Source organism: Burkholderia cepacia ATCC 25416, assembly GCF_001411495.1.
GTDB lineage: Bacteria > Pseudomonadota > Gammaproteobacteria > Burkholderiales > Burkholderiaceae > Burkholderia > Burkholderia cepacia.
In genome coordinates, this window is sequence record NZ_CP012982.1 from 671,592 (window position 1) to 698,098 (window position 26,507).

At 65.4% G+C, this 26,507-nt stretch carries 27 protein-coding genes and 1 pseudogene; 16 read left to right on the top strand and 12 right to left on the bottom strand.

Going from position 1 to position 26,507, the window contains the following annotated elements:
* The first annotated feature begins 11 nt into the window (after positions 1-11).
* The gene (gene catA, locus APZ15_RS20400; protein WP_027790984.1) at positions 12-914 is read left to right on the top strand and encodes a catechol 1,2-dioxygenase; all 903 of its coding nucleotides are present in this window, start codon (positions 12-14) and stop codon (positions 912-914) included.
* A 43-nt stretch (positions 915-957) separates the two neighbouring features.
* Positions 958-1,248: a muconolactone Delta-isomerase gene (gene catC, locus APZ15_RS20405; RefSeq protein WP_027790983.1), complete on the top strand. Its 291-nt coding sequence runs from the start codon at positions 958-960 to the stop codon at positions 1,246-1,248.
* A 206-nt stretch (positions 1,249-1,454) separates the two neighbouring features.
* On the opposite strand, the gene APZ15_RS20410 is transcribed toward catC, so the two are convergent.
* Positions 1,455-2,240 (bottom strand): NAD(P)H-dependent oxidoreductase, encoded by a 786-nt coding sequence (locus APZ15_RS20410; protein ID WP_027790982.1) that lies wholly within the window; start codon positions 2,238-2,240, stop codon positions 1,455-1,457.
* 86 nt (positions 2,241-2,326) lie between these two features.
* On the opposite strand from APZ15_RS20410, the gene APZ15_RS20415 reads away from it, so the two are divergent.
* Together APZ15_RS20415 and APZ15_RS20420 are read left to right on the top strand one after the other, a co-directional pair.
* Complete coding sequence (locus APZ15_RS20415) at positions 2,327-3,220, top strand: LysR family transcriptional regulator (protein WP_021157299.1); 894 nt, start codon at positions 2,327-2,329, stop codon at positions 3,218-3,220.
* Positions 3,221-3,357: 137 nt separating this feature from the next.
* Complete coding sequence (locus APZ15_RS20420; protein WP_027790981.1) at positions 3,358-3,768, top strand: DUF2471 family protein; 411 nt, start codon at positions 3,358-3,360, stop codon at positions 3,766-3,768.
* Between the two features lie 24 nt (positions 3,769-3,792).
* Here APZ15_RS20420 and APZ15_RS20425 read toward each other — a convergent pair whose 3' ends face one another.
* Positions 3,793-5,826: an NADPH-dependent 2,4-dienoyl-CoA reductase gene (locus APZ15_RS20425; RefSeq protein ID WP_027790980.1), complete on the bottom strand. Its 2,034-nt coding sequence runs from the start codon at positions 5,824-5,826 to the stop codon at positions 3,793-3,795.
* Positions 5,827-5,901: 75 nt separating this feature from the next.
* Here APZ15_RS20425 and APZ15_RS20430 point away from each other — a divergent pair, with 75 nt between their 5' ends.
* From APZ15_RS20430 to APZ15_RS42015, 3 genes are all read left to right on the top strand, one after another.
* Positions 5,902-6,984, top strand: coding sequence for an AraC family transcriptional regulator (locus APZ15_RS20430; protein WP_027790979.1), 1,083 nt, complete (start codon positions 5,902-5,904; stop codon positions 6,982-6,984).
* A gap of 97 nt (positions 6,985-7,081) precedes the next feature.
* Positions 7,082-7,627 carry a hypothetical protein gene (locus APZ15_RS20435; protein ID WP_027790978.1) on the top strand — a complete coding sequence of 182 codons (546 nt, stop codon included), beginning with the start codon at positions 7,082-7,084 and terminating at the stop codon, positions 7,625-7,627.
* An 11-nt stretch (positions 7,628-7,638) separates the two neighbouring features.
* Entirely contained in the window at positions 7,639-8,226 is a 588-nt protein-coding gene (locus APZ15_RS42015; protein ID WP_226153378.1) for a hypothetical protein, read from the top strand.
* Between the two features lie 20 nt (positions 8,227-8,246).
* Here APZ15_RS42015 and APZ15_RS20445 read toward each other — a convergent pair whose 3' ends face one another.
* The 3 genes from APZ15_RS20445 to APZ15_RS20455 all read right to left on the bottom strand — a co-directional run bounded on the left by APZ15_RS20445 (position 8,247) and on the right by APZ15_RS20455 (position 10,550).
* Positions 8,247-8,696, bottom strand: coding sequence for an aconitase X swivel domain-containing protein (locus APZ15_RS20445; protein WP_027790976.1), 450 nt, complete (start codon positions 8,694-8,696; stop codon positions 8,247-8,249).
* A complete protein-coding gene (locus APZ15_RS20450; protein WP_027790975.1) occupies positions 8,689-9,936 on the bottom strand; it encodes an aconitase X in 1,248 nt (415 codons plus the stop codon). The genes APZ15_RS20445 and APZ15_RS20450 overlap by 8 nt, the downstream gene beginning before the upstream one ends.
* Positions 9,937-10,121: 185 nt before the next feature.
* A complete protein-coding gene (locus APZ15_RS20455) occupies positions 10,122-10,550 on the bottom strand; it encodes a MarR family winged helix-turn-helix transcriptional regulator (RefSeq protein ID WP_027790974.1) in 429 nt (142 codons plus the stop codon).
* Positions 10,551-10,641: 91 nt separating this feature from the next.
* Between APZ15_RS20455 and APZ15_RS20460 the strand changes: the two genes are divergently transcribed.
* The 5 genes from APZ15_RS20460 to APZ15_RS20480 all read left to right on the top strand — a co-directional run bounded on the left by APZ15_RS20460 (position 10,642) and on the right by APZ15_RS20480 (position 16,279).
* Positions 10,642-11,562, top strand: a complete 921-nt coding sequence (locus APZ15_RS20460) for a LysR family transcriptional regulator (RefSeq protein ID WP_027790973.1) — start codon at positions 10,642-10,644, stop codon at positions 11,560-11,562.
* An 81-nt stretch (positions 11,563-11,643) separates the two neighbouring features.
* Entirely contained in the window at positions 11,644-12,075 is a 432-nt protein-coding gene (locus tag APZ15_RS20465; protein ID WP_027790972.1) for a MarR family winged helix-turn-helix transcriptional regulator, read from the top strand.
* Positions 12,076-12,143: 68 nt separating this feature from the next.
* Positions 12,144-13,238, top strand: a complete 1,095-nt coding sequence (locus tag APZ15_RS20470) for an HlyD family secretion protein (protein ID WP_027790971.1) — start codon at positions 12,144-12,146, stop codon at positions 13,236-13,238.
* Positions 13,239-13,251: 13 nt separating this feature from the next.
* Positions 13,252-14,826, top strand: a complete 1,575-nt coding sequence (locus APZ15_RS20475; protein ID WP_027790970.1) for a DHA2 family efflux MFS transporter permease subunit — start codon at positions 13,252-13,254, stop codon at positions 14,824-14,826.
* A 16-nt stretch (positions 14,827-14,842) separates the two neighbouring features.
* Positions 14,843-16,279, top strand: coding sequence for an efflux transporter outer membrane subunit (locus APZ15_RS20480; RefSeq protein WP_027790969.1), 1,437 nt, complete (start codon positions 14,843-14,845; stop codon positions 16,277-16,279).
* Between the two features lie 50 nt (positions 16,280-16,329).
* Here APZ15_RS20480 and APZ15_RS20485 read toward each other — a convergent pair whose 3' ends face one another.
* From APZ15_RS20485 to APZ15_RS20505, 5 genes are all read right to left on the bottom strand, one after another.
* A complete protein-coding gene (locus tag APZ15_RS20485; protein ID WP_027790968.1) occupies positions 16,330-16,512 on the bottom strand; it encodes a hypothetical protein in 183 nt (60 codons plus the stop codon).
* A 7-nt stretch (positions 16,513-16,519) separates the two neighbouring features.
* The gene (locus tag APZ15_RS20490; protein WP_027790967.1) at positions 16,520-17,143 is read right to left on the bottom strand and encodes a LysE family transporter; all 624 of its coding nucleotides are present in this window, start codon (positions 17,141-17,143) and stop codon (positions 16,520-16,522) included.
* Positions 17,144-17,402: 259 nt separating this feature from the next.
* On the bottom strand, positions 17,403-17,813 hold the full coding sequence (locus APZ15_RS20495) for a TIGR02594 family protein (protein ID WP_027790966.1): 411 nt from the start codon (positions 17,811-17,813) through the stop codon (positions 17,403-17,405).
* A gap of 321 nt (positions 17,814-18,134) precedes the next feature.
* The gene (locus APZ15_RS20500) at positions 18,135-18,359 is read right to left on the bottom strand and encodes a hypothetical protein (protein WP_021157316.1); all 225 of its coding nucleotides are present in this window, start codon (positions 18,357-18,359) and stop codon (positions 18,135-18,137) included.
* Between the two features lie 280 nt (positions 18,360-18,639).
* Complete coding sequence (locus APZ15_RS20505; protein WP_027790965.1) at positions 18,640-18,843, bottom strand: cold-shock protein; 204 nt, start codon at positions 18,841-18,843, stop codon at positions 18,640-18,642.
* A gap of 376 nt (positions 18,844-19,219) precedes the next feature.
* Between APZ15_RS20505 and APZ15_RS20510 the strand changes: the two genes are divergently transcribed.
* The 4 genes from APZ15_RS20510 to APZ15_RS20525 all read left to right on the top strand — a co-directional run bounded on the left by APZ15_RS20510 (position 19,220) and on the right by APZ15_RS20525 (position 24,276).
* On the top strand, positions 19,220-20,131 hold the full coding sequence (locus tag APZ15_RS20510; protein ID WP_027790964.1) for a LysR substrate-binding domain-containing protein: 912 nt from the start codon (positions 19,220-19,222) through the stop codon (positions 20,129-20,131).
* A 123-nt stretch (positions 20,132-20,254) separates the two neighbouring features.
* Entirely contained in the window at positions 20,255-21,571 is a 1,317-nt protein-coding gene (locus APZ15_RS20515) for an MFS transporter (protein WP_027790963.1), read from the top strand.
* Between the two features lie 13 nt (positions 21,572-21,584).
* Positions 21,585-22,826, top strand: a complete 1,242-nt coding sequence (locus tag APZ15_RS20520) for a metal-dependent hydrolase family protein (RefSeq protein WP_027790962.1) — start codon at positions 21,585-21,587, stop codon at positions 22,824-22,826.
* Positions 22,827-23,016: 190 nt separating this feature from the next.
* The gene (locus tag APZ15_RS20525; protein WP_027787261.1) at positions 23,017-24,276 is read left to right on the top strand and encodes an IS256 family transposase; all 1,260 of its coding nucleotides are present in this window, start codon (positions 23,017-23,019) and stop codon (positions 24,274-24,276) included.
* 37 nt (positions 24,277-24,313) lie between these two features.
* On the opposite strand, the pseudogene APZ15_RS39585 reads toward APZ15_RS20525, so the two are convergent.
* A pseudogene (locus APZ15_RS39585) lies at positions 24,314-24,479 on the bottom strand (IS256 family transposase); the annotation flags it as partial.
* Between the two features lie 42 nt (positions 24,480-24,521).
* Positions 24,522-26,384, bottom strand: coding sequence for a methyl-accepting chemotaxis protein (locus APZ15_RS20530; protein WP_021157319.1), 1,863 nt, complete (start codon positions 26,382-26,384; stop codon positions 24,522-24,524).
* Positions 26,385-26,507 lie beyond the last annotated feature (123 nt).

Below are 26,507 nucleotides of genomic sequence, written 5' to 3' on the forward strand. Positions count from 1 at the left end.
CGGAGACACACATGGACAAGCAAGCCATCGACGCCCTGCTGAAGACGTTCGACGACGCCGCGGAGAAGCCCGGCAACCCGCGCGTGCGCGCGATCGTCAACCGGATCATGAAGGACCTGTGCTACACGATCGAGGATTTCGACGTGCAGCCGAGCGAATTCTGGACCGCGCTCAACTACCTGAACGAAGCGGGCAAGGAGCTCGGCCTGATCGCCGCGGGCCTCGGCCTCGAGCGCTTCCTCGACGTGCGGATGGACGAAGCCGAAGCGAAGGCCGGCATCGAGGGCGGCACGCCGCGCACGATCGAGGGGCCGCTGTACGTTGCCGGCGCGCCGGAATCGGTCGGCCATGCGCGCCTCGACGACGGCACCGATCCGGGCCAGACGCTCGTGATGCGCGGCAAGGTGCTCGGCCAAGACGGTGCGCCGATCGCGAACGCGCTCGTCGAGGTGTGGCATGCGAACCATCTCGGCAACTACTCGTACTTCGACCAGTCGCAGCCCGCGTTCAACCTGCGCCGTTCGATCCGCACCGACGCGGAAGGCCGCTACAGCTTCCGCAGCGTGGTGCCGGTCGGCTACAGCGTGCCGCCGGGCGGCAAGACCGAGCAACTGCTCGACCAGCTCGGCCGCCACGGCCATCGTCCGGCGCACATTCACTTCTTCGTTTCGGCGGACGGTTATCGTAAGCTGACGACGCAGATCAACATCGAAGGCGATCCGCACCTGTGGGACGACTTCGCATTTGCAACGCGCGACGGGCTGATCCCGGCAGTGAAGCAGGCCGAAGGCGCGGAAGGCAAGCCGTACGGCGTCGACGGGCAGTTCGCGCTGATCGACTTCGATTTCTCGCTGCTCAAGGAAAAGCAGGACGTGCCGGCAAGCGAAGTCGAGCGAGCCCGCGCGCAGGCGTGAGCGGCCTTCCCGTTCGACGAATCGACAACGCAAGGAGTGCAGGATGCTGTTTCATGTGGAAATGACCGTCCGTCTGCCGACGGACATGGATCCGGTCAAGGCGGCCACGCTGAAGGCGGAAGAAAAGGCGATGTGCCAGCGGCTGATGAACGAAGGTGTCTGGCGTCATCTGTGGCGGATCGCCGGGCAGTATGCGAACGTCAGCATCTTCGACGTCGAGAGCGTGCAGCAACTGCATGACCTGCTGAGCCAGTTGCCGCTGTTCCCGTATATGGAGATGGAAGTGCGCGCGCTGTGCCGGCATCCGTCTTCGGTGCGGGAAGACGATCGGTAAGCAGGCGATCGAGTTCCGGCAAGACGGGCGGCCCGCGATTGCATCGCGGGCCGCCCGTTTCGTTTCGTCATCCGCCGGGGTGGATCGGGTTGCCGCGCGGCCGGCTTCCGCGCATCCGTCGCGCCGATCTCCGGAAACGGCGCGATTCGCGCGCAGGTGTCGATATGCCCGCGCGTCGCTTTCCCGAGCAGGCCCGCCATGCGTCATCAATACGCGTGCGCCAGATGCGCGGCAAACCCCACCGTCCCCGGCACGATCTCCTCCTTCAGCGTCAACGCCGGAATCTCGTAATCGCCCGCGTTCTGTCGCCGGAACGGAATCGGCTGCGCGGTCCACAACGCATCGAGACGCTTGCCGAGCGCCGCACGCGTTTCGTCGAAGCGCGCGTCGTTCATCTTGCCCGTCCGGTAGATCACGAACGGCGGCAGCACGTCGAACCCCGGGTAATACAAGATCCCGTGCTGGATCGGAAACAGCACGTCGTCGATCGGCCCGTTGATGCCGCGCGGGCTGTAGTGCGATTCCCACCCGCCTGCCGTGACGATCAGCATCGCCCGCTTGCCGGCCAGCGCCCCTTCGCCGTAGCGGTTGCCCCAGCGCGTCTCCGAATGCTCGCCGACGCCGTAAGCAAAACCGTACGCATACACACGCTCGACCCAGCCCTTCATGATCGCCGGCATCGAGAACCACCACAGCGGAAACTGCAGGATCACCGCGTCGGCCCACTTCAGCTTCTCCTGCTCGCGCGCGATATCTTCACTTTGCGTGCCGGCCGCGAATGCGTGCTTCGAGTCGAGCGACGGATCGAACCGCGCGTCGGGTGCGCGACCGGTCACGTCGTTCGCATCGAACGCCGCCTTCCAGTTCATCGCATACAGATCCGTCACCTGCACCGCGTGGCCGGCCGCTTCGAGATGCTCGACGGCAAAGTCGCGCAGCGCGCCGTTCAGCGAGCGCGGTTCGGGATGGGCATAAACGATCAGCACATTCATGTTCGTCACTCCTTTGATTGAATGACTACAGGATGCCGCCGTCGAAGGTATATTTGAAATGAATTCCTGATATTCCAGGTATAGCCATGAATAATCTCAGACGACTCGACCTGAACCTGCTCGTCACGCTGGACGTGCTGCTCGCCGAGCACAACGTCACGCGCGCGGCCGAGAAACTGAACATGTCGCAGCCGTCGGTGAGCGTGCAGTTGCAAAAACTGCGCGACCTGTTCGGCGATCCGCTGCTGTTGCCGGGGCCGCGCGGGATGCGGCCGACCGCGCGCGCGGAAACGCTGCGCGAGCCGTTGCGCGATGCGCTCGAAGCCGTCGAGCGCGCGGTGGTTCCGGCCACACCGTTCGATCCGGCGACCGCGACGAACACGTGGCGCGTGGCCGCGACCGACTACGGCGAATCGACGATCGTGCTGCCCGCGCTGCACACGCTGCGCTCGGCCGCGCCCGGTACGCGGCTCGCCGTCGTCGAACTCGCGCCGCCGCGCATCGAGCAGGACGCCGAACGAAACGGCATCGACCTCGCCTTTCATACGACGGAAGGGTCGCCGGCCGGCATGCGGCGCCTGCCGCTGTTCGTCGAGCGTTATGTGCTCATCGGCCGCGCCGGGCATCCGAAGCTGAAGCGGCGCCCCACGCTCGCGCAGTTCGGCACGCTCGAACACGTGATCGTGTCGCCCGATGGCGGCGGCTTCTTCGGCGTGACGGACGAAGCGCTCGCGAAGGTCGGTGCCGTGCGGCGCGTCGTGCTGTCCGTGCCGCACTTCCTGTTCGTGATGTCGGCGGTCGCGAGCACCGATCTCGTCGCGATGCTGCCCGAGCGACTGGTGCGCGACGTGCCTGCGTTGCGTGTGGTGGACGCACCGGTCGAGGTGCCCGGCTATGAAATGTCGATGCTGTGGCACGAGCGCGTGCATCGCGACCCGGCGCACCGGTGGCTGCGGGAGACCATCGCGGCGGCGGTCTGACACGGCCCGGTTGCCGGACGGCTGCCATCTGCTGTCATCGGGGGCTTGAAAGTGCGCCGATCACTGTATATATTTACAGTGTTTCTGCGTCATTTGACCCGAATTCCGTCCCCGAGGCGGTCTTTAGTGAGGCGACCATGTTTCAGTCATCCGCATTCGATCCCGAGCAACCCGGCTTCAATCCCGTCCACTTCGAGCGCGCCGCGCGGCAGGCGGTCGTCGATCTTCAGCGTGTCGTCGGCGGCCCCGCGCAGCGGGCGCTCGGCTTGCGGCGCCGCAGCCACCCGGCCGCCGTCCGCACGATGAGCTGGCAGGCGCTGCTGAATGTCGAGGAGCTGGCGTTCTCGAACTCCGGCTTCCTGAACCGCAACGATCCGACGGTCGTCGACGCCTTCATCCGGCTGCGCGACAGCCGGATGGTCGCCGCGGACGTCGAGGAAGCCGTCGACTGGAAGCGCGACGACGACGATTTGCCCGCCGTTTATCTGATCGTCAAGGCGATGCTGGAAGCGGAAGAGCGCGAGACGCAACACGCCGAGATGGAGTGACGGCGGCGACGCGCGGCCGTCCCGTTACAGCCGCGCCGCGAGGCGCGCACCCTGATCGATCGCGCGCTTCGCGTCGAGTTCGGCGGCCAGTTCCGCGCCGCCGATCAGGTGCACGGAACGCCCGGCCGCCTGCAACGGCGCGAGCAACGCGCGCTGCGGCTCCTGCCCCGTGCAGAGCACGATCGTGTCGGCTTCGATCAGCTCGTGATCGGTGCGCTGCTCGCCGTACGACACGTGCAGCCCGCGCGCATCGATCAATTCGTAGTTCACGCCGCCGATCATCTTCACCTGCTTCATCTTCAGCGTCGCGCGGTGAATCCAGCCGGTCGTCTTGCCGAGCCCCTTGCCGAGCGGCGCTGCCTTGCGCTGCAGCAGCGTCACTTCACGCGCGGGCGCCGTGACCTGCGCACGCGTCACGCCGCCACGCGTCGCGGCCGGGTCGGTCACGCCCCACTCGGCCTTCCATTCTTCCAGATCGAGCGCCGGCGATTCGCCGTCCTGCACCAGATACTCGGCGACATCGAAGCCGATCCCGCCCGCCCCGACCACCGCGACACGCCGTCCAACCGGCTGCCTGCCCGCGAGCACGTCGATGTAGCTGAGCACGTTCGGCCCGTCCTGCCCCGGAATCTTCGGGTCGCGGGGCGCGACGCCCGTTGCGAGCACGATTTCGTCGTAGCCGCCCGCGATCAGGTCGCTTGCGTCGACGCGGCGGTTCAGGTGCAGGTTCACGCCGGTCAGCTCGACCTGGCGGCCGAAGTAGCTCAGCGCTTCGTGAAACTCCTCCTTGCCCGGAATCCGCTTGGCCATGTTGAACTGGCCGCCGATCTCGGCCGCGCCGTCGAACAGGTCGACCCGATGGCCGCGCTGCGCGAGCACGGTCGAGCACGCGAGCCCGGCCGGCCCCGCGCCCACCACCGCGATGCGCTTCGGCTGCGGCGCGGGCGTGTATTTCAGCTCCGTTTCGTGGCATGCACGCGGATTCAGCAGGCACGACGCGATCTTGTTCTTGAACGCGTGATCGAGACACGCCTGGTTGCAACCGATACAGGTGTTGATCTCGTCGGCGCGGCCCTGTGCGGCCTTGATCACGAACTCGGCATCCGCGAGCAGCGGGCGCGCCATCGACACCATGTCCGCGCAGCCATCCGCGAGGATCTGCTCGGCCACTTCGGGGCGATTGATCCGGTTGGTGGTCACGAGCGGAATGCCGACCTCGCCCTTCATCTTCTTCGTCACCCACGCGAACGCGCCGCGCGGCACCGACGTCGCGATCGTCGGCACGCGCGCCTCGTGCCAGCCGATCCCCGTGTTGATGATGGTCGCGCCCGCGCGCTCGACGGCCTTCGCGAGCTGCACGGTTTCGCTCCAGTCGCTGCCGTCCGGAATCAGGTCGAGCATCGACAGCCGGTAGATCAGGATGAAATCGCGGCCGACCGCTTCGCGTGTGCGTTCGATGATCTCGATCGGCAGCCGGATGCGGTTCTCGTACGACCCGCCCCACTGGTCGGTGCGCTTGTTCGTATGCATCGAGATGAACTGGTTGATCAGGTAGCCTTCGGAGCCCATGATCTCGACGCCGTCGTAACCGGCTTCACGCGCGAGCTTCGCGCAACGGACGAACGCGCGGATCTGCCGCTCGACCCCGCGCGCGCTCAGTTCGTGCGGCGCGAACGGCGAAATCGGCGACTTGATCTTCGACGGCGCGACCGCGAACGGGTGATAACCGTAGCGGCCCGTATGGAGGATCTGCAGCGCGATCTTGCCGTCCTCCGCATGCACGGCGCCGGTGATCTCGCGATGGCGCCGCGCGGCGGCCGACGTCATCAGCGTGCCGCCGAACGGCTTGGTCCAGCCGGCCACGTTCGGCGCGAAGCCGCCCGTCACGATCAGGCCCACGCCGCCGCGCGCGCGTTCGGCGAAATATTCGGCGAGCCGCGGCAGCGTCTTGCGGCTGTCCTCGAGGCCCGTGTGCATCGAGCCCATCAAGACGCGGTTCTTCAGCGTCGTGAAGCCGAGATCGAGCGGCGCGAGCAGGTGGGGAAAGGGTGTCGTCATGATGATCGTGCCAGTAAGCGATGCGTGACATCGTAGGCGCGCGCCGCCTTGAACGTGAGGGGGCAAACAGCCATAATGCTTGTCATTTCCGGCCAAAACGACATGACTTCCCCTCTCGCCAAGGACCGCCTCGGGCTGCGCCGGCCGACGATTCCGGTCGCCTACACGCGCCTGCTGCTGCAGGCGCTTGCCGCGCGCGGTGTCGACCTGGCCGCCGTGCGCGCCGGCACGGGCCTGCGGGATGCGGTGCTGGCCGAACCGGACGCGCGCGTCGCGCCGTCGCAATGGGGGCGGCTCGTGCTCAATGCGATCGAGATCGGCGGCGATCCGGGCATCGGGCTCGCGTTCGGGCTGCTGCTGAAGCCGACCGTGCACGGCTTTCTCGGCTACGCGACCCTGACCGCGCGGGACATCCGCGAGGCGCTATCCGTCACGCAGCGCTACTTCCGGATGCGCAACCGCCAATATCGCCTGACCCATGAAGAAGACGAACGCGGCGCGACGCTCGAACTGCACGGCGTGCAGGCGAGCCCTGTGCTGCAGCATCACGTGATGTTCGAATTCGTGCTGACCGGGCTCGCGCAGAACATCTCGCAATGGGCCGGGCGCGCGTCGCCGTCGATCGCGCTGCAATTCACGTGGCCGGAGCCGCCCTATTTCGCACGCTATCGCGACCAGTTGCCGCCGGTCGAATTCGGCTGCACGGCCAACGCGCTGTGGATCGCGCGCGACGTGCTCGACTGGCCGCTGCCGCTCGCCGACGAAGTCGCGCATCGGCAGGCGCTCGTGCAGGTGGAGCGTGAGTATGCGCAGGTGCGCCAGGAGGAAGGCGATCTGGTCGAACGCGTGCGTGCGGAGCTGGCACGCGGGGCCGGCGATTACCCGGGGCCGGAGACGCTCGCCGATGCGCTGCTCGTGTCGACACGCACGCTGCGGCGCCGGCTCGAGGAAGCCGGGTCGAGCTATCGGCAGTTGCTCGACGAAGCGCGGTTTCGCGACGCGAAGCAGTTGCTCGCCGCGTCGGATCTCGACCTGAAGACGATCGCCGAGCGGCTGCAATTCACCGACCCGGCGAATTTCACGCGCGCGTTCCGGCGCTGGGCCGGGCAGACGCCGAGCGCCTATCGGGAGGCGGCTGCGGGCACGGCACGCGATTGATGCAGGGCCGCGACCGGCACGAGGTGCCGGCCCGTGATTTCATCGGTATGATCAATCCCACGCCCAAGCGGCGCCGACCGGCGCACTCTCCCGCCCCATGCCCAATCACACCACGCTGATCGAGTCGACGATCGACCGTATCGATACGAACCTCGTCCGGATCAAGGCCGACATCAGGAAAGCGCCGCTTTATCGCCTGACGATGCAGAACGCCTGCTACTTCATCGCCGCCGACGATTTCGACGCAGAGGCGTTCAAGCAGATCGATCGATTGAAGCCCGGGATGGCCGTGCGCGCGTGCATCTTCAACGATCGCGGCCGTCACCGGATCGCGTGGCTCAGAAGCAGCGACCTGGCGATCGCGCCTTACGATGCGCTCGGACAAAGGGACGGCAACCTGACGCTGCTCACATGGGCGTCGATCGTCTTCGTGCTGAGCCTGCTGATCGGTGCCGCCGTGTTCAGATCGGGCTGGGCGTTCGTCGGCGCCCTGGCCTTGCTCGCGAGCATCATCAGCCTGCTGGGTATCCTGCTCGCGATCGCGGGGCTGTCCGATCTGGTATTCCGGCCTCAGCGTCGCGAGGCGCAGGAAAAGTGGCGGTACGAACCCGCCGGGTTCACGACGGAACGGAGCAACGGATGACCGGTCGCACCATGCAAATCGCATCCGGCCGCGTGACGTCCGTCAGCCAGAAGACGATCACTACGCAGGTCTGGAGCAACAATCTCGGCTGGACGACGCAAGGCATCGAGGAGATCGCGCTGCAGCTCGACACGTTCGACGCGCCGCTCACGCTCGTGACCGGCGCCACGCGCAGCCTGTTCATCGTCGCGGGCGATCGGCTGGAGGTGGCATACGCTGAAGGCCCGGATCGCCCGGCCATCTACGGCATCCGCAACGCGACCGACGCCTCGGTGTATCTGGTTCGACCCGCGAAAGTCGCCGGGGCCCGCATCGATGTGTTCGCGACGCTATTCCTGCTGGTCGTCGTCGTCTTCGTTCTCGGCATCATGTCCGCGGTGTCGCGCAGCCTCGACGGGATGCTCGACACGTTCGCGTGGTTCGCAGGGGGCGCGATCGGGTTCTTCCTGCTGAGCACGATCCTGCGCACCGTGTTCGGCGTGATCGTGTGGCCCGAGATCCGGCGGCTCAGGCAGCCCGGCGGCAAGCGCGAGATGAACGCCGCAAGGCAGGCGCTGTCGATCGCGAACGACGATACGCCGAACATCCGTTTTCTCTGACGCGATACGCACGCGACGCGTCAGCAACCGACGACGATCCGCGCCCCACCGTCCCCCTCGCCCGCCTCGATCCGCACCTCGCCAGTCGCGGCGACGATCGCGTCGTACACGTCATCGGTCACGCACACCACCGGCACCGCGATCGCATACAGCTCGGCCGCCACGATCGCGCCGATCGAGATGATCAGGTCGCGCTCCTTCAGCACGATCCCGACCGGCCCCGTGCCGTTGCGCACGGCTTCCGCGAGCACGCTGCTGCTCGAACTCGAGCCCTTCGCGTGCGGCATCACCATCACCTTGCCGGCGAGGCTCGCACCGGCCTGCGGATGCCCGCGATCGACGATCTTTCCCGCGCCCGAATCGTAGCCGCCCCAGAAACTGAGCGGCTTGTCGAGCACGAACGCGCGCGCGCATGCGCTGCCCGGCACGAGCGTGTCGCCCGTCAAGCCCTTGCCCGTCGTTTCAGTCATCGAATCGCACCTTTCCTTCGAACGCCGACCGCACGCATTCGCGCATGCTGCCGTACGCGACCGTCACGCCGATGTTCGCGGGCGCATACGACGCCCATTTCCCCGAATTGGTCATCACCAGCCCTGACAGTTGCTTCATCACCGGCGTGATGTACGTGCAGGTGTCGACGACGATCTGAATGCCGCGCGCGGCGAATTTTTCCGCGAGGCCGGCTTCCTCCAGCTCCCACAAGATGAAGCGGCTCGTGTTCACGTAGAAATCGCAGGCCGGCTTGCCGTCGAACGCGTCGAGCAAGGTGCCGAGCGTGCGGAATTCGGCCAGCGAGAAATGCGGCGTGCCGAGCGCCACCGCGACGAGTGCGTCGCCGGCCGCGCCGTGGTTCAGCGTGCGGCGAATCTCGTCGAGATCGGCCATCGCGACGTCGACCGTGCGTTGCGCCGCCTGCCCGTGCAACGCCGCGTCGAGCGTCGGCGCCTCGGGTGTGATGCCCACCGCATGGAACAGCGCGACGGCGCCGCTCGAGGCGGCCGCCGCGCCCAGCGCCTTGAGTTCGTCTTCGGTGGTATCCGCCGGCAGCCCGACGATCGCGGGCACGATCGCGCCCGCGATCCTGCCGATCAGCAGCCCGAGCGCGGCGAAATAAATGTCGCGCGACGGCAGGCGGCTGAAGTCCGGCGCGTTGAACACGATCCGCGCGGCGCGGTTCGCTTCGACATGCAGCCCCGCATACGGCGCGCGCCCGGTGATCGCGGCAGCCAGGTCGAGAAAATCGCCATACCGGCTGGTGCGCGCGCCGAGCACCGAGTTCGCGAACACGATCGCGTTCGATTCGGCCCACGCGATCTGCTCGCCTTTCGCGGGACGGTTCTTCAGTTGATACGGCGCGCACGTGAAGCTCGATTCGCAGCCGAGTTGCAGATGCGCGTCCATCAGGCGCTGCGCGTCGCGCTGGATCGTGCGGTCGCCGTGGTACAGCTCGGGATGGATCAGGTCGAGCGACCCGACGTTCAGCGTGGTCGGCACCGCGACCTTCGCGCCGGTGTCGACGAAATATTCGACGAAGTCGAGGCTCGTCCGGCCGTGGTAAAGGCAGCCGTCGATATGCGCGGACGTGATGTCGATCAGGTGCGGCGCGGACATCACCTGCGCCGTGCGTGCGACGATCCGCATCGCGCGCGCGACGCCATCGCCGTAATCCCCGCGCAGCATGGCGCTGTCGCGGTCACTCAACTGCAGCATCGGTTGCTCCTCTGACGCGTGCCGGCGGCGCCGGCCCGTGAAATCCGTCAGGGGACTCTACAACTGGGAATAAAAACTGTCCAGATCCGCGTCGATCTGGACAGTTTAAAAAACCAATTTCAGCCATATAGCGTCACCGAAGTGGGCAATGGCTCGAATTCCGCTCCAGTTTGCCGCCGGTTCGTCTAGCGTTCCGCGGTCACGCTGAACAGCTCGTCGCGCAGCGCCTTCGCGCGGTCGCGTCCGAACTGCGTCTCGAATTCGTCCTGCGCGGCCTGCCACGCAACCAGCGCCCGCGCGAACGTGCGCTCGCCCGGCTTCGTGAGGCTCAACGCATGCGCACGCGCATCGTGCTCGGACGCGGCCGTCGCGACGAAGCCGTCGCGCTGCAGCGGCTTCAGCGCACGCAGCAGCGTCGTGCGGTCCATCACGAGGCTATCGGCGAGTTCGCTCATCAGCAGGCCGGGCCTGCGCGTCAGGTTCGACATGATCGAGAACTGGGCGGGCGTGACGCCAACCGGGGCCAGATGGCGTTCGTACAGTTGCGTGACGAAGCGCGCCGCCTGACGCAGCGCGAGACAGTTGCACGCCTGGGCAATCGAGGTGTCGTTCATGCCTCGCAATTTATATGTGCATATGCATAAAGTCAATGTACACTCCGCCGTAACCAGGCCGGCGGCCGGCCCTCGCGTCAAGGAGACGAACATGGACTACATCGACAAGCTGCGGATCTTCCGGTCGGTGGTGGAGCTGCGCAGCTTCACGCGCGCAGCCGACATGCTCGGCCTCGCCCGGCCTGTCGTGTCGCGCGCGGTCGCGGATCTCGAAGCGCGCTTCGGCAGCCGGCTGCTGCACCGGACCACGCGCCAGGTGTCGCTGACCGAAACCGCCGAGCGCATCTATGAGCGCTGCGCGGCCGTGCTGGACGAGCTCGACTCGCTCGAAGCGGAAGCGCAGTCGCCGACGCGCGAGCCCGAAGGCCTGTTGCGGCTCGTCGCGCACACGACGGCCGCGCTGAACCGGCTGGTGCCGCTGATCGCCGGCTTCAAGGCCGCGCACCCGAAGGTGCGCCTCGACGTGACGCTGACCGAGCGCCCGGTCGATCTCGTCGGCGAAGGCTACGACATCGGCATCGTCGTGCCGTACATGCTGACGAGCGAAACGACCGTCGTGCGGCTGGTCGAACGCATTCCGGTCGTGATCGTCGCGACACCCGCGTACCTGCGCGCGCATTCGCATCCCCAAGCGCCGGCCGATCTGGCCGACCATCCGTTCGTGCCGATGTCGCCGTCGCTGCGGCGGCCCGCCTTGTCGTTCCGCATCGACGGCGACACGCTGACCGTGCCGTTCCGCTTCGACATCTCGTCGAACAGCCCCGTCTTCAACCGCGAAATGGTGATGCACGACTTCGGCATCGGCGTCGTGCCGAAAACGCTCGTCGGGGACGAACTCGCGTCGGGCGCGCTCGTGCAACTGCTGCCGGACGCCGATCTCGTCGATGCCTTCGTCGAGATCAAGCTCGCGTACGCGAACCGCGCGCTGCTGCCCGCGAAGGTCAAGGCGTTCATCGACTACACGGCCGCCTACTGCGACCGCGAAGGCTGGATCGTTCCGGCGGCCGCCTGACGCCGATTGGTACAGCCGTGACAACAATCTGATCCCGCGCCTCCGCTCGCTTCACGCCGTATTGCCACCTAACATGTGCACATGCACAAGACAACGCTCACCGATGACGATTGCTTCGCGGTCCGGCAAGCCGCCCGGCGAATCTCGCAGTTCTACGAGCGCTATCTGTCGCGCGCGGGCGTCACGCCATCGCAATACAGCATTCTCGCGCTGCTGCGCGACCGGCCCGGCCTGACGATGGCGACCTTGTCGAGCGTGCTGGTGATCGAACGCACCGCGCTGCTGCGCGCGCTCAAGCCGCTCGTCGGCGCGGCGCTGGTGGCGGGCCGGATCGAGCCGCCGTGCCGCGGCCAGACGTTCGCACTCACCGAGCACGGCGAAACCAAGGTCGCCGATGCGCACGTGCACTGGCTCGCCGCGCAGGAGGCATTCGAGCGGTGTTTCGGGTCGGCGCAGGCGGCCCGCCTCAGAGACGAATTGTTCCGGATCACGCACAACCTGCCGGAACGCTGATTGACGACTTCCCCGACGGACGGCACGCCGTCTTTCGTTTTGATACGTGCATATACATAGGTGAATCGATGGAAACGACCCAAGGCGCTGCCGCGTCACGCGAAGCAGCCACAACCGACCAACCCGCGAAGCAACAGCGCCGCGTGCCGTGGATGCGCATCGCGGTGGGTGCCGTCGTCGTCGTCGTGGCCGCCGCCGCGCTCGACTGGCTGTTCGTGCTGCGCTTCCAGGAAAGCACCGACGATGCCTATGTCGGCGGCGACGTGACGGTGCTCGCGCCGAAGGTCAACGGCTTCGTCGACAAGATCCTCGTGACCGACAACCAGCGCGTGAAGGCCGGCGACGTGCTCGTGCAGCTCGATGCACGCGACTACGACGCGAAGCTCGCGCAGGCCAGCGCCGAAGTCGACAGCGCGCGCTCCGCCGTGACCGAACTCGAGGCGAAGCAGCAACTGCAATATGCGGTGATCGGACAGCACGCAGCGGACAAGAACGCTTCGTCGGCCGAGCTGACGCGCGCCGCATCGGATCGTGTGCGCTACCGCGAGCTCGTGAAATCCGACGCGGTGTCGAACCAGATCGTCGAACGCGCGGACGCCGATTACTCGAAGGCCGGCGCCGCCGTCGAACGCAGCGACGCCGCGCTGCTCGCGTCGAAGCGGCAGCTCGACGTGCTCGGCGCGCAGCTCGCCGACGCTCGGGCGCGCGTGAACACCGCGCTCGCCGCGCAGCGCGTCGCCGCGCTCAACGTCGAATACACGACGATCCGCTCGCCGGTCGACGGTTACGTCGGCAATCGCACGGGCCGCGTCGGGATGCTCGCGAACGTCGGCGTGCCGCTGCTGACGATCGTGCCGGCTTCCGGACTGTGGATCGACGCGAACTTCAAGGAAGACCAGCTTCGCAAGATGCACGCGGGCGATCGCGTCGACGTGTCGCTCGATGCGTCGAGCACGCGCCTGCACGGCCGCGTCGACAGCCTCGCGCCCGCGACCGGCGCGACCTTCAGCGTGCTGCCGCCCGAGAACGCGACCGGCAACTTCACGAAGATCGTCCAGCGCGTGCCCGTGCGCGTGCATCTCGATCCGCAGCCGGGCCTCGAGCACGTGCTGCGCCCTGGCCTGTCCGCGGTCGTCACCGTGCATACCGGTCGCGCGAACTGAACGGGAGACGACGATGACCACCGCGTTTTCCGGCGACCCGGCGTCGCAACCGACGAAGCAGCGCGTCTTCGCCTTCGCGCTGATGTGCGTCGGCTTCTTCATGGCGACGCTCGACATCCAGATCGTCGCGTCGTCGCTGCGCGACATCGGCGGCGGCCTGTCCGCCAGCCAGGACGAACTGTCGTGGGTGCAGACGGCCTACCTGATCGCCGAGATCATCGTGATCCCGATGTCGGGCTGGCTGTCGAAGGTGATGTCGACGCGCTGGCTGTTCGTCGCGTCGGCCGTCGGCTTCACGATCACGAGCATGCTGTGCGGGCTCGCGTGGGACATCAACTCGATGATCCTGTTTCGCGGGCTGCAGGGCGCGCTCGGCGCCGCGATGATCCCGACCGTGTTCACCACCGCGTTCGTGCTGTTCCCGGGCCGGCAGCGGCTGATCGCGTCGACGACCATCGGCGCGCTCGCGTCGCTCGCCCCGGCCATCGGCCCCGTGATCGGCGGCTGGATCACCGATCAATGGTCGTGGCACTGGCTGTTCTACCTGAACCTCGTACCGGGCATCGCGGTGGCCGCACTCGTGCCGCGCTACGTGCATATCGACGAACCCGACCTGAGCCTCATCAAGCGCGGCGACTACCTCGGCATCGTGCTGATGTCGGGTTTCCTCGGCTGCCTCGAATACGTGCTGGAGGAAGGCCCGCGCAAGAACTGGTTCGGCGACGACGCGATCGTGATCTGCGCGTGGATCTCCGGCATCTGCGGCTTCCTGTTCCTCGTGCATGCGCTGACCGCGAAAGATCCGATCGTCGACCTGCGCGCGCTCGCCGTGCGCAACTTCGGGATCGGCAGCCTGCTGTCGTTCGTGACCGGCATCGGGATCTTCGTGACCGTGTTCCTGACGCCGCTGTTTCTCGCGCAGGTGCGCGCATTCAGCTCGCTGCAGATCGGCATCGCGCTGCTGTCGGTCGGTGCGTTCCAGTTGGTCGCGCTCTGCGCCTATGCGTTCGCCGCGCGTTTCTTCAGCCTGCGTGCGCTGCTCGTGTTCGGGCTGATCTGTTTCGGCCTCGGCTGCTACCTGTACACGCCGATCACGCACGACTGGGGCTGGCGCGAATTGCTGCTGCCGCAGGCACTGCGCGGCATCGGCCAGCAGTTCAGCGTGCCGCCGATCGTCACGATGGCGCTCGGCTCGCTGCCGCAGTCGCGGCTGAAATCGGCGAGCGGCCTGTTCAACCTGATGCGCAATCTCGGCGGGGCGATCGGCATCGCGGTGAGCGCGACTATGCTCAACGACCGGCTGAATTTTCACTACCTGCGGCTGAACGAGCACGTGAGCGCCGGCGAGCCGCAGATCGCGTCGCTGCTCGATCGACAGGCCGCGTACTGGGGCTCCGTCGCAGGCAATACGCTGAATACCGCGCAGGCCGGGCTCGCGAACCTGCATCGGCTGATCTATCGCGAAGCGCTGACGCTCACTTATGCGGATGCGTATTACGTGCTGTCGCTGTGTTTCGTCGTCGCGCTGTTTGCCGTCGTGTTTTCCAAACCCATTACGTTGAACGCGCCGCCGCCGGACGCGCACTGAGGCCAGGGTCATCATCATGAAAAAGCTACTCGTCGCGCTGGCTGTCAGCGCATTCGCCGCCGGGTGCGCGGTGCAGCCCGCGCAGCATCCGGCGCTGTCCGAATCCGTCCAGACGCTCGCACCCGCCGCATGGGATACCGACGTGCCGCGCGCGGACATCGACGCCGCCGCCTGGTGGGCGCAATTCCACGATCCCGTGCTCGACCGGCTGATCGCGGTCGTGCTCGACGGCAACCTCGATCTGCAGGCCGCCGCCGAACGCGTGAAGCAGGCGCAGGCGCTGACCGTGCAGAAGCGCGCGGTGCTGCTGCCCGAACTCGACGCGACCGCGCATGCGGCCGACGCACGCCAGAACACGCCACCGCCGCTCGGCTATGTGCGGCAGGCCGGCGCGGGGCTCGCACTGAGCTGGTCGCCCGACGTGTTCGGCGGTGAACGGCTCGACCTGCTCGCCGCGCAGGCGGAATTCGTCGGCCAGAAGCATGCGGAAGATGCGATGCGGCTCGCGCTCGCAGCGGATGCGGCGTCCGCGTATGTCGATCTGCGCTGGGCACAGCAGGAACTGAAGATCCTTCAGGACAACGCGAAGATCCGGCAGCATGCGCTCGAACTCACGCGCAAGCGACAGGCGTTCGGGCTGTCGACGGAACTCGACGTCACGCGTGCGCAGAACCAGCTCGACGCGCTCGAAGCGCGGATTCCGCCGACGCAGGCGCAGATCTCGCATCAGCTCAACCTGATTGCCGTGTATTCGGGGCGCACGCCGGAATCGGTCGATCGGCTCGTGCTCGCGCAGGCCGGCGACATTCCCGCACCGCCCGCTGGCGCACCCGGTACGTTGCCTTCGCAGGCGTTGCTGCGGCGGCCCGATGTGCTGACTGCGTATGCGCAGGTCGAGCGACGGGCGGCGCAAGTTGGCGTGGCGAAGGCCGAGCGGTATCCGAAGTTTTCGTTGAACCTGACGGACGGGATTCTCGCGGCTTCCTATCTCGGGTTGCCGACGTTGACCGACAACCTGTTCAGCGCGGCGCTGAGCGCGACGAGCCCGATCTTCAATGCGGGGCGGATTACGGCCGATATCTCGCAGAGCGAAAGCCGGATGCGCGAGTCGGAACTCGGGTTGCGGCAGACGATGCTGCAGGCGTTGCGGGAAGTCGAGGATGCACGTGCGAATCTCGTCAGCGCCGATGAGGCGACGCGGCGGCTCGATAGTGCGCTCGCTTCGTCGGACAAGGCGCTCGGGCTGGCGAATCAGCTCTACAAGGGTGGCGCGACGGATTTTCTGGATGTGCTGTCGGCGCAGGAGGTGTATCTGCGGGATTCGGATTCGCTCAACCAGGTCAGGCGCGAGCATGCGCTGGCGGCGGTCGCGCTTTATCGGTCGCTTGGGGGCGGGTGGAGCAGGAACGACACGGCGGGTGGGCCGACGGTGGAGGCGGTGGCGAAGAACTGAACGTGATCACGATACGACGCCGGCCTCAACACTTGCCGGCGTCCCGCTCGTCAACCGCACGACCCCAGACATCTGACCGACGACAACGCGATCAGGTAAACCGCCAGCCACGCAACGCCCAGCCCCGCGATGACGGTGACGATACGCGTGATGAGCTTGTGCCAGAACCGGATCGCAGCGAACACTCCGGCAGCCAGCAGGAGCCCGATGAGGATCGGGCCGAGCACGTTCATCGCAGCGTTATCGATCCAGCGCCAGCTTCGCGCCGAGCCCCAACAGGATCGTCCCCATCACCGCATCGATCGGCTTGCGCAGTCTCGCGTAACCCGTCTGCACGCGGTTCGTCGAGAACAGCACGGCCACCGTGCAGAACCATGTCAGCGATACGGCGACGACTACGGCCAGCGTCGCGCCATGCACCCATGCCGGCGCATGCGCGGGCAGCAGCGTGACGAACAGGCTGCCGAAGAACGCGGCGGCCTTCGGGTTGGTCAGGCCGACCAGCAGCCCTTTCCGGTATGCATGCACGCCGCCGCGAACGATCGGCTGGCTTGCCGCTTCAGCCTGCCGTGCCGACTGGCGCAGGCCCGACAGCGTTCTGATGCCCAGGTAAATCAGGTAAGCCGCACCGGCGATGCGGATCGCCTCGTACAGCCACGCGAGCTTCGCGACGATCAGCCCGAGCCCGAAAATCGCCATCGCCGCCCACACGGCATGCGACGACGCAATGCCCGACGCGGCCAGCAAACCCGCACGGCGATTGCCGAGCGCATGGGACGAAACAGCGATCAGGTCGGGGCCGGGGCTGACGCACGCCAGCAACATCACGCCGCCGACTGCGGCGAGTTGGGGAAGATAGCTCATGGCGGTTCGGGAGGATTCGGGTGAGGAGGAATGCCGACTTACTCTAGCACGCCGATTCTGGTTGCATGCGGGACGATCTGGAACGCGGCGCGCCGGCAGCCGCATACTTTCCCTCGTGCCGCCGCCGCGGGCCTTGCAACCGCGTATTACAGGGGCGGGCGCGTCGGCAGGCTCCGCGTGGATCGATACGGTGTGTGCGACAAATTAGCCGCCGCTTGAAAGGCGATGTTCGAAGTTTTGTCTGCGCTGCGGCGGTTGGTCAGACGGCGTCGGGCCAGCGGTAGCCGATCACTTCGTTCAACGGGTACGCGAGTTCGCGCACCTCTTCCAGTTGATTGCCGCCGAACAGATGTACGTGCTCGTCGTCGTGACGCAGGTAGAAACCGACATGCCCTTTCCAGCTCGCGGGATCGTCGCGCGTCAGGATCGCGATGCAGCCGTACACAGGGCGCTCCAGCGGCCGGCCCCATTCGAGCCACGAACGCGCGAGCGCGGAGCCCGTCCCGCGAATGCCGGCGTGCGTCATGCACCAGTTGACGAACGACGAGCACCAGGAAATCTTGTCGTCGTAGCCAACCAGGTTCGTCTGGTTGTTGTATTCGACGATGCGCGGATTGATGCTGCCGGGCGGATGGCGGCGGATGCCGAGTTCCGCCATCGCGACGGGCATCCAGGGCGGGTGGGCGGTATCCGGTTTGCTCTCGGGGTTGAATGGGGTCACGTCGTTCTCGGGCGAGTGTGATGTGCGGCCAATCTTCGCACGAATGATGCGAGGCGACGAGCACCTGTACGCGTGGCCTCGCGTTGTACGAGCGCGTTCAAGTGTCCGCCGACCATGCTCGGCGACAGGCCAGCTCCTGAACCGGGAGAACGTGGCGCGCCGATCGAATCGAAGCGTAACGAATCGATCGCGCGCGAAGGTTGGACGCGCGTTGTCGTGCGCGCCCGGGTGACTCATCTGCGTTGGGTGTCGGGTACCGCGGCGTTACCTTTAACCGCGTGTGTCGATCCAGCGACGTGCCCAGCGAGCCGAGTGCCGCAGTGCCTGCGCTTCGCTCGCGAAGTAGTCGAGCGAATAGAACTGGTAGCGGCCTTCCGCGGGTGTGCTGTCGGTACGTTCGAGCACCAGGTTGGATGAAAAACTACCGTCGGGCAAACGATGCGCCGAGGGTTGGACGGCATAGCCGTTGTATTGTTGAATTCGTTTGTTTTGCATTTTTAATTTTAATCATGTTCGAGTGCGCGCATGCCGTGCGCAATATGCACGGACGCGCCGATTCAAAGCTATTGCAAGCTGAATCTGAAGCTTTCGGAAAACGAAAGTGAGGCGTTGCTGCCGGAGGGGGGAATGAAGTGCAACGAGGCGTGTGGCGCTTGGCGAGCTGCTGAATGAACAGATGCAGCTAAGAGCAATCGCGCCAACTTCAGGAGACGAAGCTCCGTGGGGGTGTCGCTGCGACCCGGCGTCCGTCGTGGAAGGCCGGGCCCTTCAAACTTTACAGCGGCGTGATGTTGGCCGCTTGCAGACCCTTCGGGCCCTGCTTCGTTTCGAAGCTCACTTTCTGATTTTCAGCCAGCGTCTTGAAGCCGTCGGCACGAATTTCGGAGAAGTGGGCGAACAGGTCGTCACCGCCGTTATCCGGCGTGATGAAGCCAAAACCCTTGCTGTCGTTGAACCACTTGACGATACCGGTATCCATGAAGATTCCTTGAGAAAAAAATAGAGAGATTTGCGCCGTTGAAGAGCGCGTGAAGCGTCAAGGAGGGAGAGGACAACGAATACCGCTGTGGAAAGCGAGCAATTGATGAACAGCAATCGGACTTCTTGGACTTCGATGCGTACACTAACCGCCGGGCTGGCGCGCGTCAACTGCTAACTTGTAACTGTTTTACCTCGCGATCCGCTTTTCGGGCGAATCGATGTGGCCCCAACCGGCTGCGCGCGTTACCCGGCCGGGCGCGCGTTGCGCACAATCTCCGGACGAATACGCTGATCGGCAACGCCCGTCTTTCCTTGTGATTTCCGTTCGCTCAGTCCGTATCATGTCGGCAGCCCCCTCCGACTACCCGCCTGCCATGCGCATCACGCCTCTTCCGCCTCTACAGTGCCTGGTCGCGTTCGAAGCCGCCGTGCGACATGCGAGCTTCACGAAAGCCGCCGCCGAACTGCACCTGACCCAAAGCGCGATCAGCCGTCAGATTCAACAACTGGAAGAATTCCTCGGCCGCTCGCTGTTCGTCCGCGAGCATCGCTCGCTGCGGCTGACGATCGCCGGCGAGCAATACGCGGCGCAGGTCCACCATCTGCTCACCCAATGCGCGGAAGCCACGCACGACGTGATGAAACCGTACGGCGATCTCGAGCTGACGATCGCGTGCTCGTCCGGCGTTGCGGTGCTTTGGCTGACGCCGCGGCTGCCAGACTTTCGCGCCGCGTATCCGAACGTCAAGCTGCGCCTGATCGTGCGCGACGGCCTTGCGTCGATGTCGCCGGCGGAATTCGACGTCGGCGTCTACTACGTGCGCCAGCAGGCACCGGCCGAATACACCGCGCGCAAGCTCTTCGACGAGGAAGTGTTTCCCGTCTGCGCGCCGGGTTATCTGGCCGGCCGCACGCTGAACGCGGCCGACCTCGCGAACGAAACGCTGCTGCGCCTCGAAGACGGGCAGCGTCAATGGATGTCGTGGTCCGAATGGTTCGACATGAACGACGTCGACCGGCAAAAGGCGCAGCCGCAGGACATCACAATCAATTCGTATCCGCAGATCGTGCAGATGACGATACTCAGCCAGGGCGTGTCGCTCGGCTGGCGCTACATGATCGACGCATGCATCGAAGCCGGGCTGCTCGTGCGCGTGACGGACGCGTCCGCAAGCCACGGCGGCGGCTATTACGTGATCTCGCCCAACGACCGCGCGCAGAACCACGCCGCCCGCCTGTTCACGCGTTGGCTGTTCGAACAGGCGGAGAAGCAGACCGCGTCCTGAGCGCAATGCATGCGTACAGCGCATGCGTGCATGCGAATCTTTCGTTTCAGAAAAAAATCCGGCTGTCCTTAGCATGAGATTCACGCGGGGCAGCCGTCCCGGCTTCTGACAAAGGAAGAGACCATGCAAGGAACGCTTTCCCCGCGCGCCGCGCCTGCCGTTGATGCGGCCGTGCAGCAACGCCGCCGCGCCATCGTCGCGACCGTGATCGGCAACGGCCTCGAATGGTTCGACTTCACCGTCTACAGCTTCTTCGCGGTGATCATCGCGAAGCTGTTCTTCCCGACCGGCAACGAACTGACGTCCGTTCTGCTGACCGTCGCGACGTTCGGCGTCGGCTTCTTCATGCGGCCGGTGGGCGGAATCGTGCTCGGCGTGTATGCGGACAAGGTCGGACGCAAGGCCGCGCTGTCGCTCACGATCCTGCTGATGGCGGCCGGCACCGCGCTCATCGGGATCGCGCCGACCTACGAACAGGCCGGCATCGCCGCGCCGATCCTGATCGTCGTCGCGCGGCTGCTGCAAGGTTTTTCGGCCGGCGGCGAGATGGGCGGTGCCACCGCGTTCCTCACCGAATACGCGCCGCCGGAGAAGCGCGCGTATTACTCCAGCTGGATCCAGTCGAGCATCGGCTTCGCGGTGCTGCTCGGCGCGGCGACCGGTACGTTCGTTACCACGTCGCTTGATACGCAGGCGCTGCACAGTTGGGGCTGGCGGCTGCCGTTCCTGCTCGGGATCGTCGTCGGGCCGGTCGGTTACTTCATCCGCAGTCGTATCGATGAGACGCCCGCGTTCAGCGCCGTCGAATCGCAGGCGAAGGAAAGCTCGCCGCTGAAGGAGGTGCTGTCGACCTACCCGCGCGAAACCTTCGCGAGTTTTTCAATGGTCATTCTGTGGACGGTCTGTACCTACGTGCTGCTGTTCTACATGCCGACGTATTCCGTGCGCACACTGCATCTGCCGCAATCGACCGGCTTCGCGGCCGGCATGGTCGGCGGACTGATGATCATGTGCTGCTCGCCGATCGTCGGTCGGCTCGCCGACGTGTGGGGACGGCGCGCGTTCCTGTCCGGCTCAGCGCTCGCGATCCTCGTGCTGGCGTGGCCGATGTTCGCGTGGATCAACCATGCGCCCGGGTTCACGTCGCTGATCGTGTTCCAGGCCGTGTTCGGCGTACTGATTGCGACTTATACCGGGCCGATCCTCGCTGCGTTCGCGGAGCTGTTCCCGACCAAGGTGCTGTCGACCGGGCTTTCCGTTGCGTACAACTTCGCGGTGACGATCTTCGGCGGGTTCGCGCCGTTTCTGATCACATGGCTGATCGCCCGCACCGGCAGCAACATGGCGCCCGCGTTCTACGTGATGCTCGCGGCGGCCGTCAGTTTCGTCGGCACGCGCTTCGTGAAGGATGCGAAGCGTGCGGCCTCAACGACTCGATAAGGACATTTCTCCCATGACCATTACCGTGCTTCAAGGCGGCAACGTGCTCGACCTCGAACGAGGCGCGTTGCTCGAACATCATCATGTCGTGATCGAAGGCGAGCGGATCGTCGAAGTCACCGATCGGCCGGTGGATTTTCCGAATGCGCAGGTGATCGACGTGCGCGGCAAGACCGTGATGCCGGGGTTCATCGATTGCCATGTGCATGTGCTGGCTTCGAACGCAAACCTTGGCGCGAATGCGACGCAGCCGAATATTCTCGCGGCGATCCGGTCGCTGCCGATTCTCGATGCGATGTTGTCGCGTGGGTTTACCAGCGTGCGGGATGCGGGGGGCGCGGATTGGAGTTTGATGCAGGCGGTCGAGACGGGACTGATTCCGGGGCCGCGGATTTTTCCGTCGGGGAAGGCGTTGTCGCAAACCGGCGGGCATGGGGATTTTCGTCCTCGGGGAGATTTGCTGGAGCCCTGCTCTTGCTGTTTCAGGACGGGGGCGATTGCGCGGGTTGTCGATGGGGTCGAAGGGGTACGGCTCGCCGTGCGTGAGGAGATTCAGAAAGGCGCGACGCAGATCAAGATCATGGCGTCAGGTGGCGTGGCTTCGCCGACTGATCCGATTGCGAACACGCAGTATTCGGAGGATGAGATTCGGGCGATCGTCGATGAGGCTGAGGCTGCGAATACCTACGTGATGGCGCACGCATATACGGGGCGGGCGATTGCGCGGGCGGTGCGATGCGGTGTGCGGACGATCGAGCATGGGAATCTCGTGGATGAAGCGGCCGCGAAGATCATGCATGAGCATCGGGCGTTTGTGGTGCCGACTCTCGTGACTTATGACGCGCTGGCCAAGCATGGCGCGGAGTTCGGGATGCCCGCCGACTCCGTCGCGAAGGTGGCTTCCGTGCAGCAGAAAGGACGCGAGTCGCTGGAGATCTATGCGAAGGCCGGCGTGAAGATGGGGTTCGGGTCGGATCTGCTCGGCGAGATGCACGCGTTTCAGTCCGGTGAGTTCCGGATTCGGGCGGAGGTGCTTGGGAATCTGGAAGCACTCAGGTCAGCGACTACGGTGGCGGCGGAGATCGTGAATATGCCGGGGCAGCTTGGGGTGGTGGCCGTGGGTGCGATCGCCGACCTCGCCGTGCTCGATGGGAATCCGCTCGAGGATATCGGGGTTGTGGCCGATGAGGGAGCACGGGTCGAGTATGTATTGCAGCGGGGAACGATCGTGAAGCGGCGTGACAGCGGGCGTTGATGTGGCGCCGTGCGGCTATTTCGGCAAGCGCAGTGCAGCCTCGCGGGCCGTGCGACCGTGACAGTTCTTGAAGGTGGCAGTGGGTGTGAGGCGCGGCGTTCGCGGCTTGGCTTCGCCCTTCTCGTAGCCCAAGGAGCCTATCCGAAACTTTGTGTGCGAGGCATAAACTGGCGACCAAGGAGCCACTTTTATGCCACGCAAACGCAAGGAAGAAGTGACGATCGAACCGGGCAAGGGCTTGAACCTGGACCCGGAACTGATCAAGCAACTGGTGCCCGGAACGCTGGACCGGGCGACGATCAACGAGCAGCTTGCCGCACTCAAGAAGGCGATCTTCGAGCGGGCGCTGGGCGGCGAACTGACCCACCATCTCGGCTACGAGAAGGGCGAGGCCAAGCCGTCGGACAGCACGAACCACCGCAACGGCACCAGTCGCAAGCGCATCACGACCGACGACGACCTGCTCGACGTCGAGATTCCGCGTGACCGCGAAGGGACGTTCGATCCGGTGCTCATTGCCAAGGGCGAGCGACGTTTTACCGGCTTCGACGACAAGATCATCGCGATGTACGCGCGCGGCATGAGCGTGCGGGAGATTCAGGGGTTCCTGCTGGAGATGTACGGCATCGAGGTATCGCCGGACTTCATCAGTACAGTGACCGATGCGGTGATCGACGAAGTGCGTGAATGGCAGCAGCGGCCGCTCGAGCCGATGTATCCGGTCGTGTTCTTTGACGCCTTGCGCGTCAAGATTCGCGACGAAGGCGTGGTCCGCAACAAGGCGATCTACTTGGCGCTCGGCGTGCGCCGCGACGGCACACGTGACGTGCTCGGCCTCTGGATCGAGCAGACCGAGGGCGCTAAGTTCTGGCTGCGGGTCGTCAACGACCTGAAACTGCGTGGCGTGCAGGACATCCTGATCGCCGTGGTTGACGGCCTGAAGGGCTTCCCGGAAGCGATCAACACCGTGTTCCCGGAAACGACGGTTCAGACATGCATCGTGCATCTGATCCGTAACTCGCTGGACTTTGCGAGCTGGAAAGATCGCAAGTCGGCTGCCGCCGCGCTCAAGGAGATCTACCGAGCACCGACGGCCGAGGCGGCCGCCGTGGCGCTGGACGCGTTCGACGCTGGACCGTGGGGCACGAAATACCCGCCAATTGCCGCACTCTGGCGGCGAGCCTGGGAGCAGGTGATTCCCTTCTACGCGTTCGCGCCGGACATACGGAAGATCATTTACACCACGAACGCCATTGAGTCGCTGCACATGCAGCTTCGCAAGATCATCAAGGCACGCGGCCACTTCCCGTCGGACGAGGCCGCGCTGAAGCTGATCTGGCTGGCACTGCGCAACGTCGTTGCCAAGTGGACCGGCTCCCGGCACGATTGGAAGAGCGCGATGACCCAGTTCGCGCTGCTTTACCCAGAGCGCTTTAGTATCGGAATCTGAGTTTTAACCTGCCTCACACACGAAATTCCGGATACCTCCAGCCCAAGTGGTGGATCGGTTCACCGCCCAGCGCGCTCGAAGATCGCCTTCTTGAGCGCCGCGAGCTGCTCGTTGATCGTCGCCCGATCCAGCGTTCCGGGCACCAGTTGCTTGATCAGTTCCGAGTCCAGGTTCAAGCCTTTGCCCGGCTCAACCCACGGCAGCCGTCCCTCAGAAACGCTCCATTCTAAATCGCGAATCAGCCTTTATTCATCCACCTTGAAAGCCGACACGAGCCTCGTCAGTTCCGCCGCCTGCTGTTTCAAGCTCGCCGCCGCCGCTGCGCTTTCCTCGACCAAAGCCGCATTCTGCTGCGTCATCTGATCCAAAGACTGCACCGCATCGCCGATCTGATCGATCCCCGCGCTCTGCTCCAGGCTGGCTTCGGCGATCTCGCTCATCATCGCGCTCACGCCCTGCACCTGCGACACGACATCGCTCATCACCTTCCCCGCCTCGCTGACCAGCCGCGATCCGGTATTCACCGTGCCCGCGCTATGCTCGATCAGCGCCTTGATCTCCTTGGCCGCCTGCGCGCTGCGCTGCGCCAGATTCCGCACTTCCGAAGCCACCACCGCAAACCCGCGCCCCTGCTCCCCGGCCCGCGCCGCCTCGACGGCCGCATTCAGCGCGAGAATGTTCGTCTGGAACGAAATGCTGTCGATCATCACGATGATCTCGGAGATCCGCTGCGACGCGTTGCTGATCTGCTCCATCGTCGTCACGACCTCCCCCACCACCTGGCCGCCGCGCGCCGCCGTATCCGACGCGCCGTTGATCATCTTCGCGGCCGTCGTGGCCGTCTCGGTGTTGTTGCGCACCACGGCCGTGATCTCTTCCATCGACGAAGCCGTCCGCTCCAGGTTGCTCGATTGCCCTTCGGTGCGTTCGCTCAGATCAGCATTCCCCGACGCAATCTGCGCCGAACCCGTGGCAATCGACGCGGACGCCGCGCGAATGCTGTGCACCAGCGTCGACAGCGACGACACGAACCGGTTGAACGCATCCGACAACTGCCCGATTTCGTCCTGGCTCTCGACCGTCATCCGGCGCGTGAGGTCGCCCTGGCCGCTGGCGATCTCCGACAGCAGCGTCGCCGCGCGGCGGATCGGCGCGGCAATCGCGCGGCCCACCAGCCAGATCACGAGCAGCGCAACCGCGAGGCCCACCACCGCCGCGACCAGCGCCGCGCTGCGGATCGCGCGCGTCACCGGCCCGAGCAGTTCGGCCTGCGGCACCTCGACAACGACATACGCGTTCAGTTCCGGAATGAACGACGTCGCGATGAAGCGCGCGCCGCCGTCGCCGTCGTAGCTCAGGTACGCATACGGCTTGCCGGCCAGCAGCGTCGACGACGCATCGCCGGGCAACCCCTGCTGGTCCTTCATGAAATGCTTGCCGTCGATCAGCGACGAATCGCGATGCATCATGATCGCGCCGTCGGGACGCACGAGATACGCGAACCCGGTCTCGCCGATCCGGTAGGCGGCAATCCCCTTCGCGAGCGCATCGACGGACAGGCTCATGCTGGCCGCGCCGATCGGCACGCCGTCGAGCTCGACGCGGCTGTTGATGAACATCATGTAGCCGCCGACCGTCACCTCGCGGTCCATGTTCACGTCGAACGCCTTGCCGGACGACAGGAAGCCGGTCAGCCACTGATCCTTGTCGGTCACCTTCCGTTGCAGGCCGGATTCGTTGTAGTAGTTGCCGCTCTTCACGGACACCCACTGCACCGACGCGGCCTTCTGCTCGTCCTTCACGTTCTTCGCGAGCTGGATCCAGTTGCGCGTGCCGGCGTCGGGTTCGCCGTCGGCTTCCCATTGCAGCAGGAACGCGTCGCGCGCGAGAATCCGCGACGCGGCGATCGGCCCGGCCATCTGCCGCTGCACGTCGGCGCGGATGCCGTTCACGGCCGTCGGCAGCTCCTCGCGGACGACGCGATCGCGCACCGCGTTGCCGATCAGACGGATGCTGAGTCCGCTTGAGATCGCGACGAACACGAGCAGGCAACTCGTCATGCTGAGAATCAGCTTGTTCTGAATGGAAAGCTTGCGCCAGAAGTGCATGGGGAACCCTCGGTAACCGCTCGGTCTGAGCCAGTTTGGGTTATCGGCACGCACGCGCGGAACCGCATCGCGGATTTCAGATGTTCATCATGCGAGATTCGTTATGTTGTTATCAGGCGGACA

Bases quoted from the DNA above. Each gene is read 5' to 3' on its own strand.
- APZ15_RS20530 (WP_021157319.1), bottom strand. From the start codon at position 26,384: ATGCACTTCTGGCGCAAGCTTTCCATTCAGAACAAGCTGATTCTCAGC.
- APZ15_RS20460 (WP_027790973.1), top strand. From the start codon at position 10,642: ATGGACTACATCGACAAGCTGCGGATCTTCCGGTCGGTGGTGGAGCTG.
- APZ15_RS20420 (WP_027790981.1), top strand. From the start codon at position 3,358: ATGTTTCAGTCATCCGCATTCGATCCCGAGCAACCCGGCTTCAATCCC.
- catC (WP_027790983.1), top strand. From the start codon at position 958: ATGCTGTTTCATGTGGAAATGACCGTCCGTCTGCCGACGGACATGGAT.
- APZ15_RS20490 (WP_027790967.1), bottom strand. From the start codon at position 17,143: ATGAGCTATCTTCCCCAACTCGCCGCAGTCGGCGGCGTGATGTTGCTG.
- APZ15_RS20450 (WP_027790975.1), bottom strand. From the start codon at position 9,936: ATGCTGCAGTTGAGTGACCGCGACAGCGCCATGCTGCGCGGGGATTAC.
- APZ15_RS20425 (WP_027790980.1), bottom strand. From the start codon at position 5,826: ATGACGACACCCTTTCCCCACCTGCTCGCGCCGCTCGATCTCGGCTTC.
- APZ15_RS20435 (WP_027790978.1), top strand. From the start codon at position 7,082: ATGCCCAATCACACCACGCTGATCGAGTCGACGATCGACCGTATCGAT.
- APZ15_RS20475 (WP_027790970.1), top strand. From the start codon at position 13,252: ATGACCACCGCGTTTTCCGGCGACCCGGCGTCGCAACCGACGAAGCAG.
- APZ15_RS20455 (WP_027790974.1), bottom strand. From the start codon at position 10,550: ATGAACGACACCTCGATTGCCCAGGCGTGCAACTGTCTCGCGCTGCGT.
- APZ15_RS20520 (WP_027790962.1), top strand. From the start codon at position 21,585: ATGACCATTACCGTGCTTCAAGGCGGCAACGTGCTCGACCTCGAACGA.
- APZ15_RS20465 (WP_027790972.1), top strand. From the start codon at position 11,644: ATGCACAAGACAACGCTCACCGATGACGATTGCTTCGCGGTCCGGCAA.
- APZ15_RS20505 (WP_027790965.1), bottom strand. From the start codon at position 18,843: ATGGATACCGGTATCGTCAAGTGGTTCAACGACAGCAAGGGTTTTGGC.
- APZ15_RS20480 (WP_027790969.1), top strand. From the start codon at position 14,843: ATGAAAAAGCTACTCGTCGCGCTGGCTGTCAGCGCATTCGCCGCCGGG.
- catA (WP_027790984.1), top strand. From the start codon at position 12: ATGGACAAGCAAGCCATCGACGCCCTGCTGAAGACGTTCGACGACGCC.
- APZ15_RS20470 (WP_027790971.1), top strand. From the start codon at position 12,144: ATGGAAACGACCCAAGGCGCTGCCGCGTCACGCGAAGCAGCCACAACC.
- APZ15_RS20510 (WP_027790964.1), top strand. From the start codon at position 19,220: ATGCGCATCACGCCTCTTCCGCCTCTACAGTGCCTGGTCGCGTTCGAA.
- APZ15_RS20515 (WP_027790963.1), top strand. From the start codon at position 20,255: ATGCAAGGAACGCTTTCCCCGCGCGCCGCGCCTGCCGTTGATGCGGCC.
- APZ15_RS20525 (WP_027787261.1), top strand. From the start codon at position 23,017: ATGCCACGCAAACGCAAGGAAGAAGTGACGATCGAACCGGGCAAGGGC.
- APZ15_RS20500 (WP_021157316.1), bottom strand. From the start codon at position 18,359: ATGCAAAACAAACGAATTCAACAATACAACGGCTATGCCGTCCAACCC.
- APZ15_RS20495 (WP_027790966.1), bottom strand. From the start codon at position 17,813: ATGCCCGTCGCGATGGCGGAACTCGGCATCCGCCGCCATCCGCCCGGC.
- APZ15_RS20485 (WP_027790968.1), bottom strand. From the start codon at position 16,512: ATGAACGTGCTCGGCCCGATCCTCATCGGGCTCCTGCTGGCTGCCGGA.
- APZ15_RS20415 (WP_021157299.1), top strand. From the start codon at position 2,327: ATGAATAATCTCAGACGACTCGACCTGAACCTGCTCGTCACGCTGGAC.
- APZ15_RS20410 (WP_027790982.1), bottom strand. From the start codon at position 2,240: ATGAATGTGCTGATCGTTTATGCCCATCCCGAACCGCGCTCGCTGAAC.
- APZ15_RS20445 (WP_027790976.1), bottom strand. From the start codon at position 8,696: ATGACTGAAACGACGGGCAAGGGCTTGACGGGCGACACGCTCGTGCCG.
- APZ15_RS42015 (WP_226153378.1), top strand. From the start codon at position 7,639: ATGCAAATCGCATCCGGCCGCGTGACGTCCGTCAGCCAGAAGACGATC.
- APZ15_RS20430 (WP_027790979.1), top strand. From the start codon at position 5,902: ATGCTTGTCATTTCCGGCCAAAACGACATGACTTCCCCTCTCGCCAAG.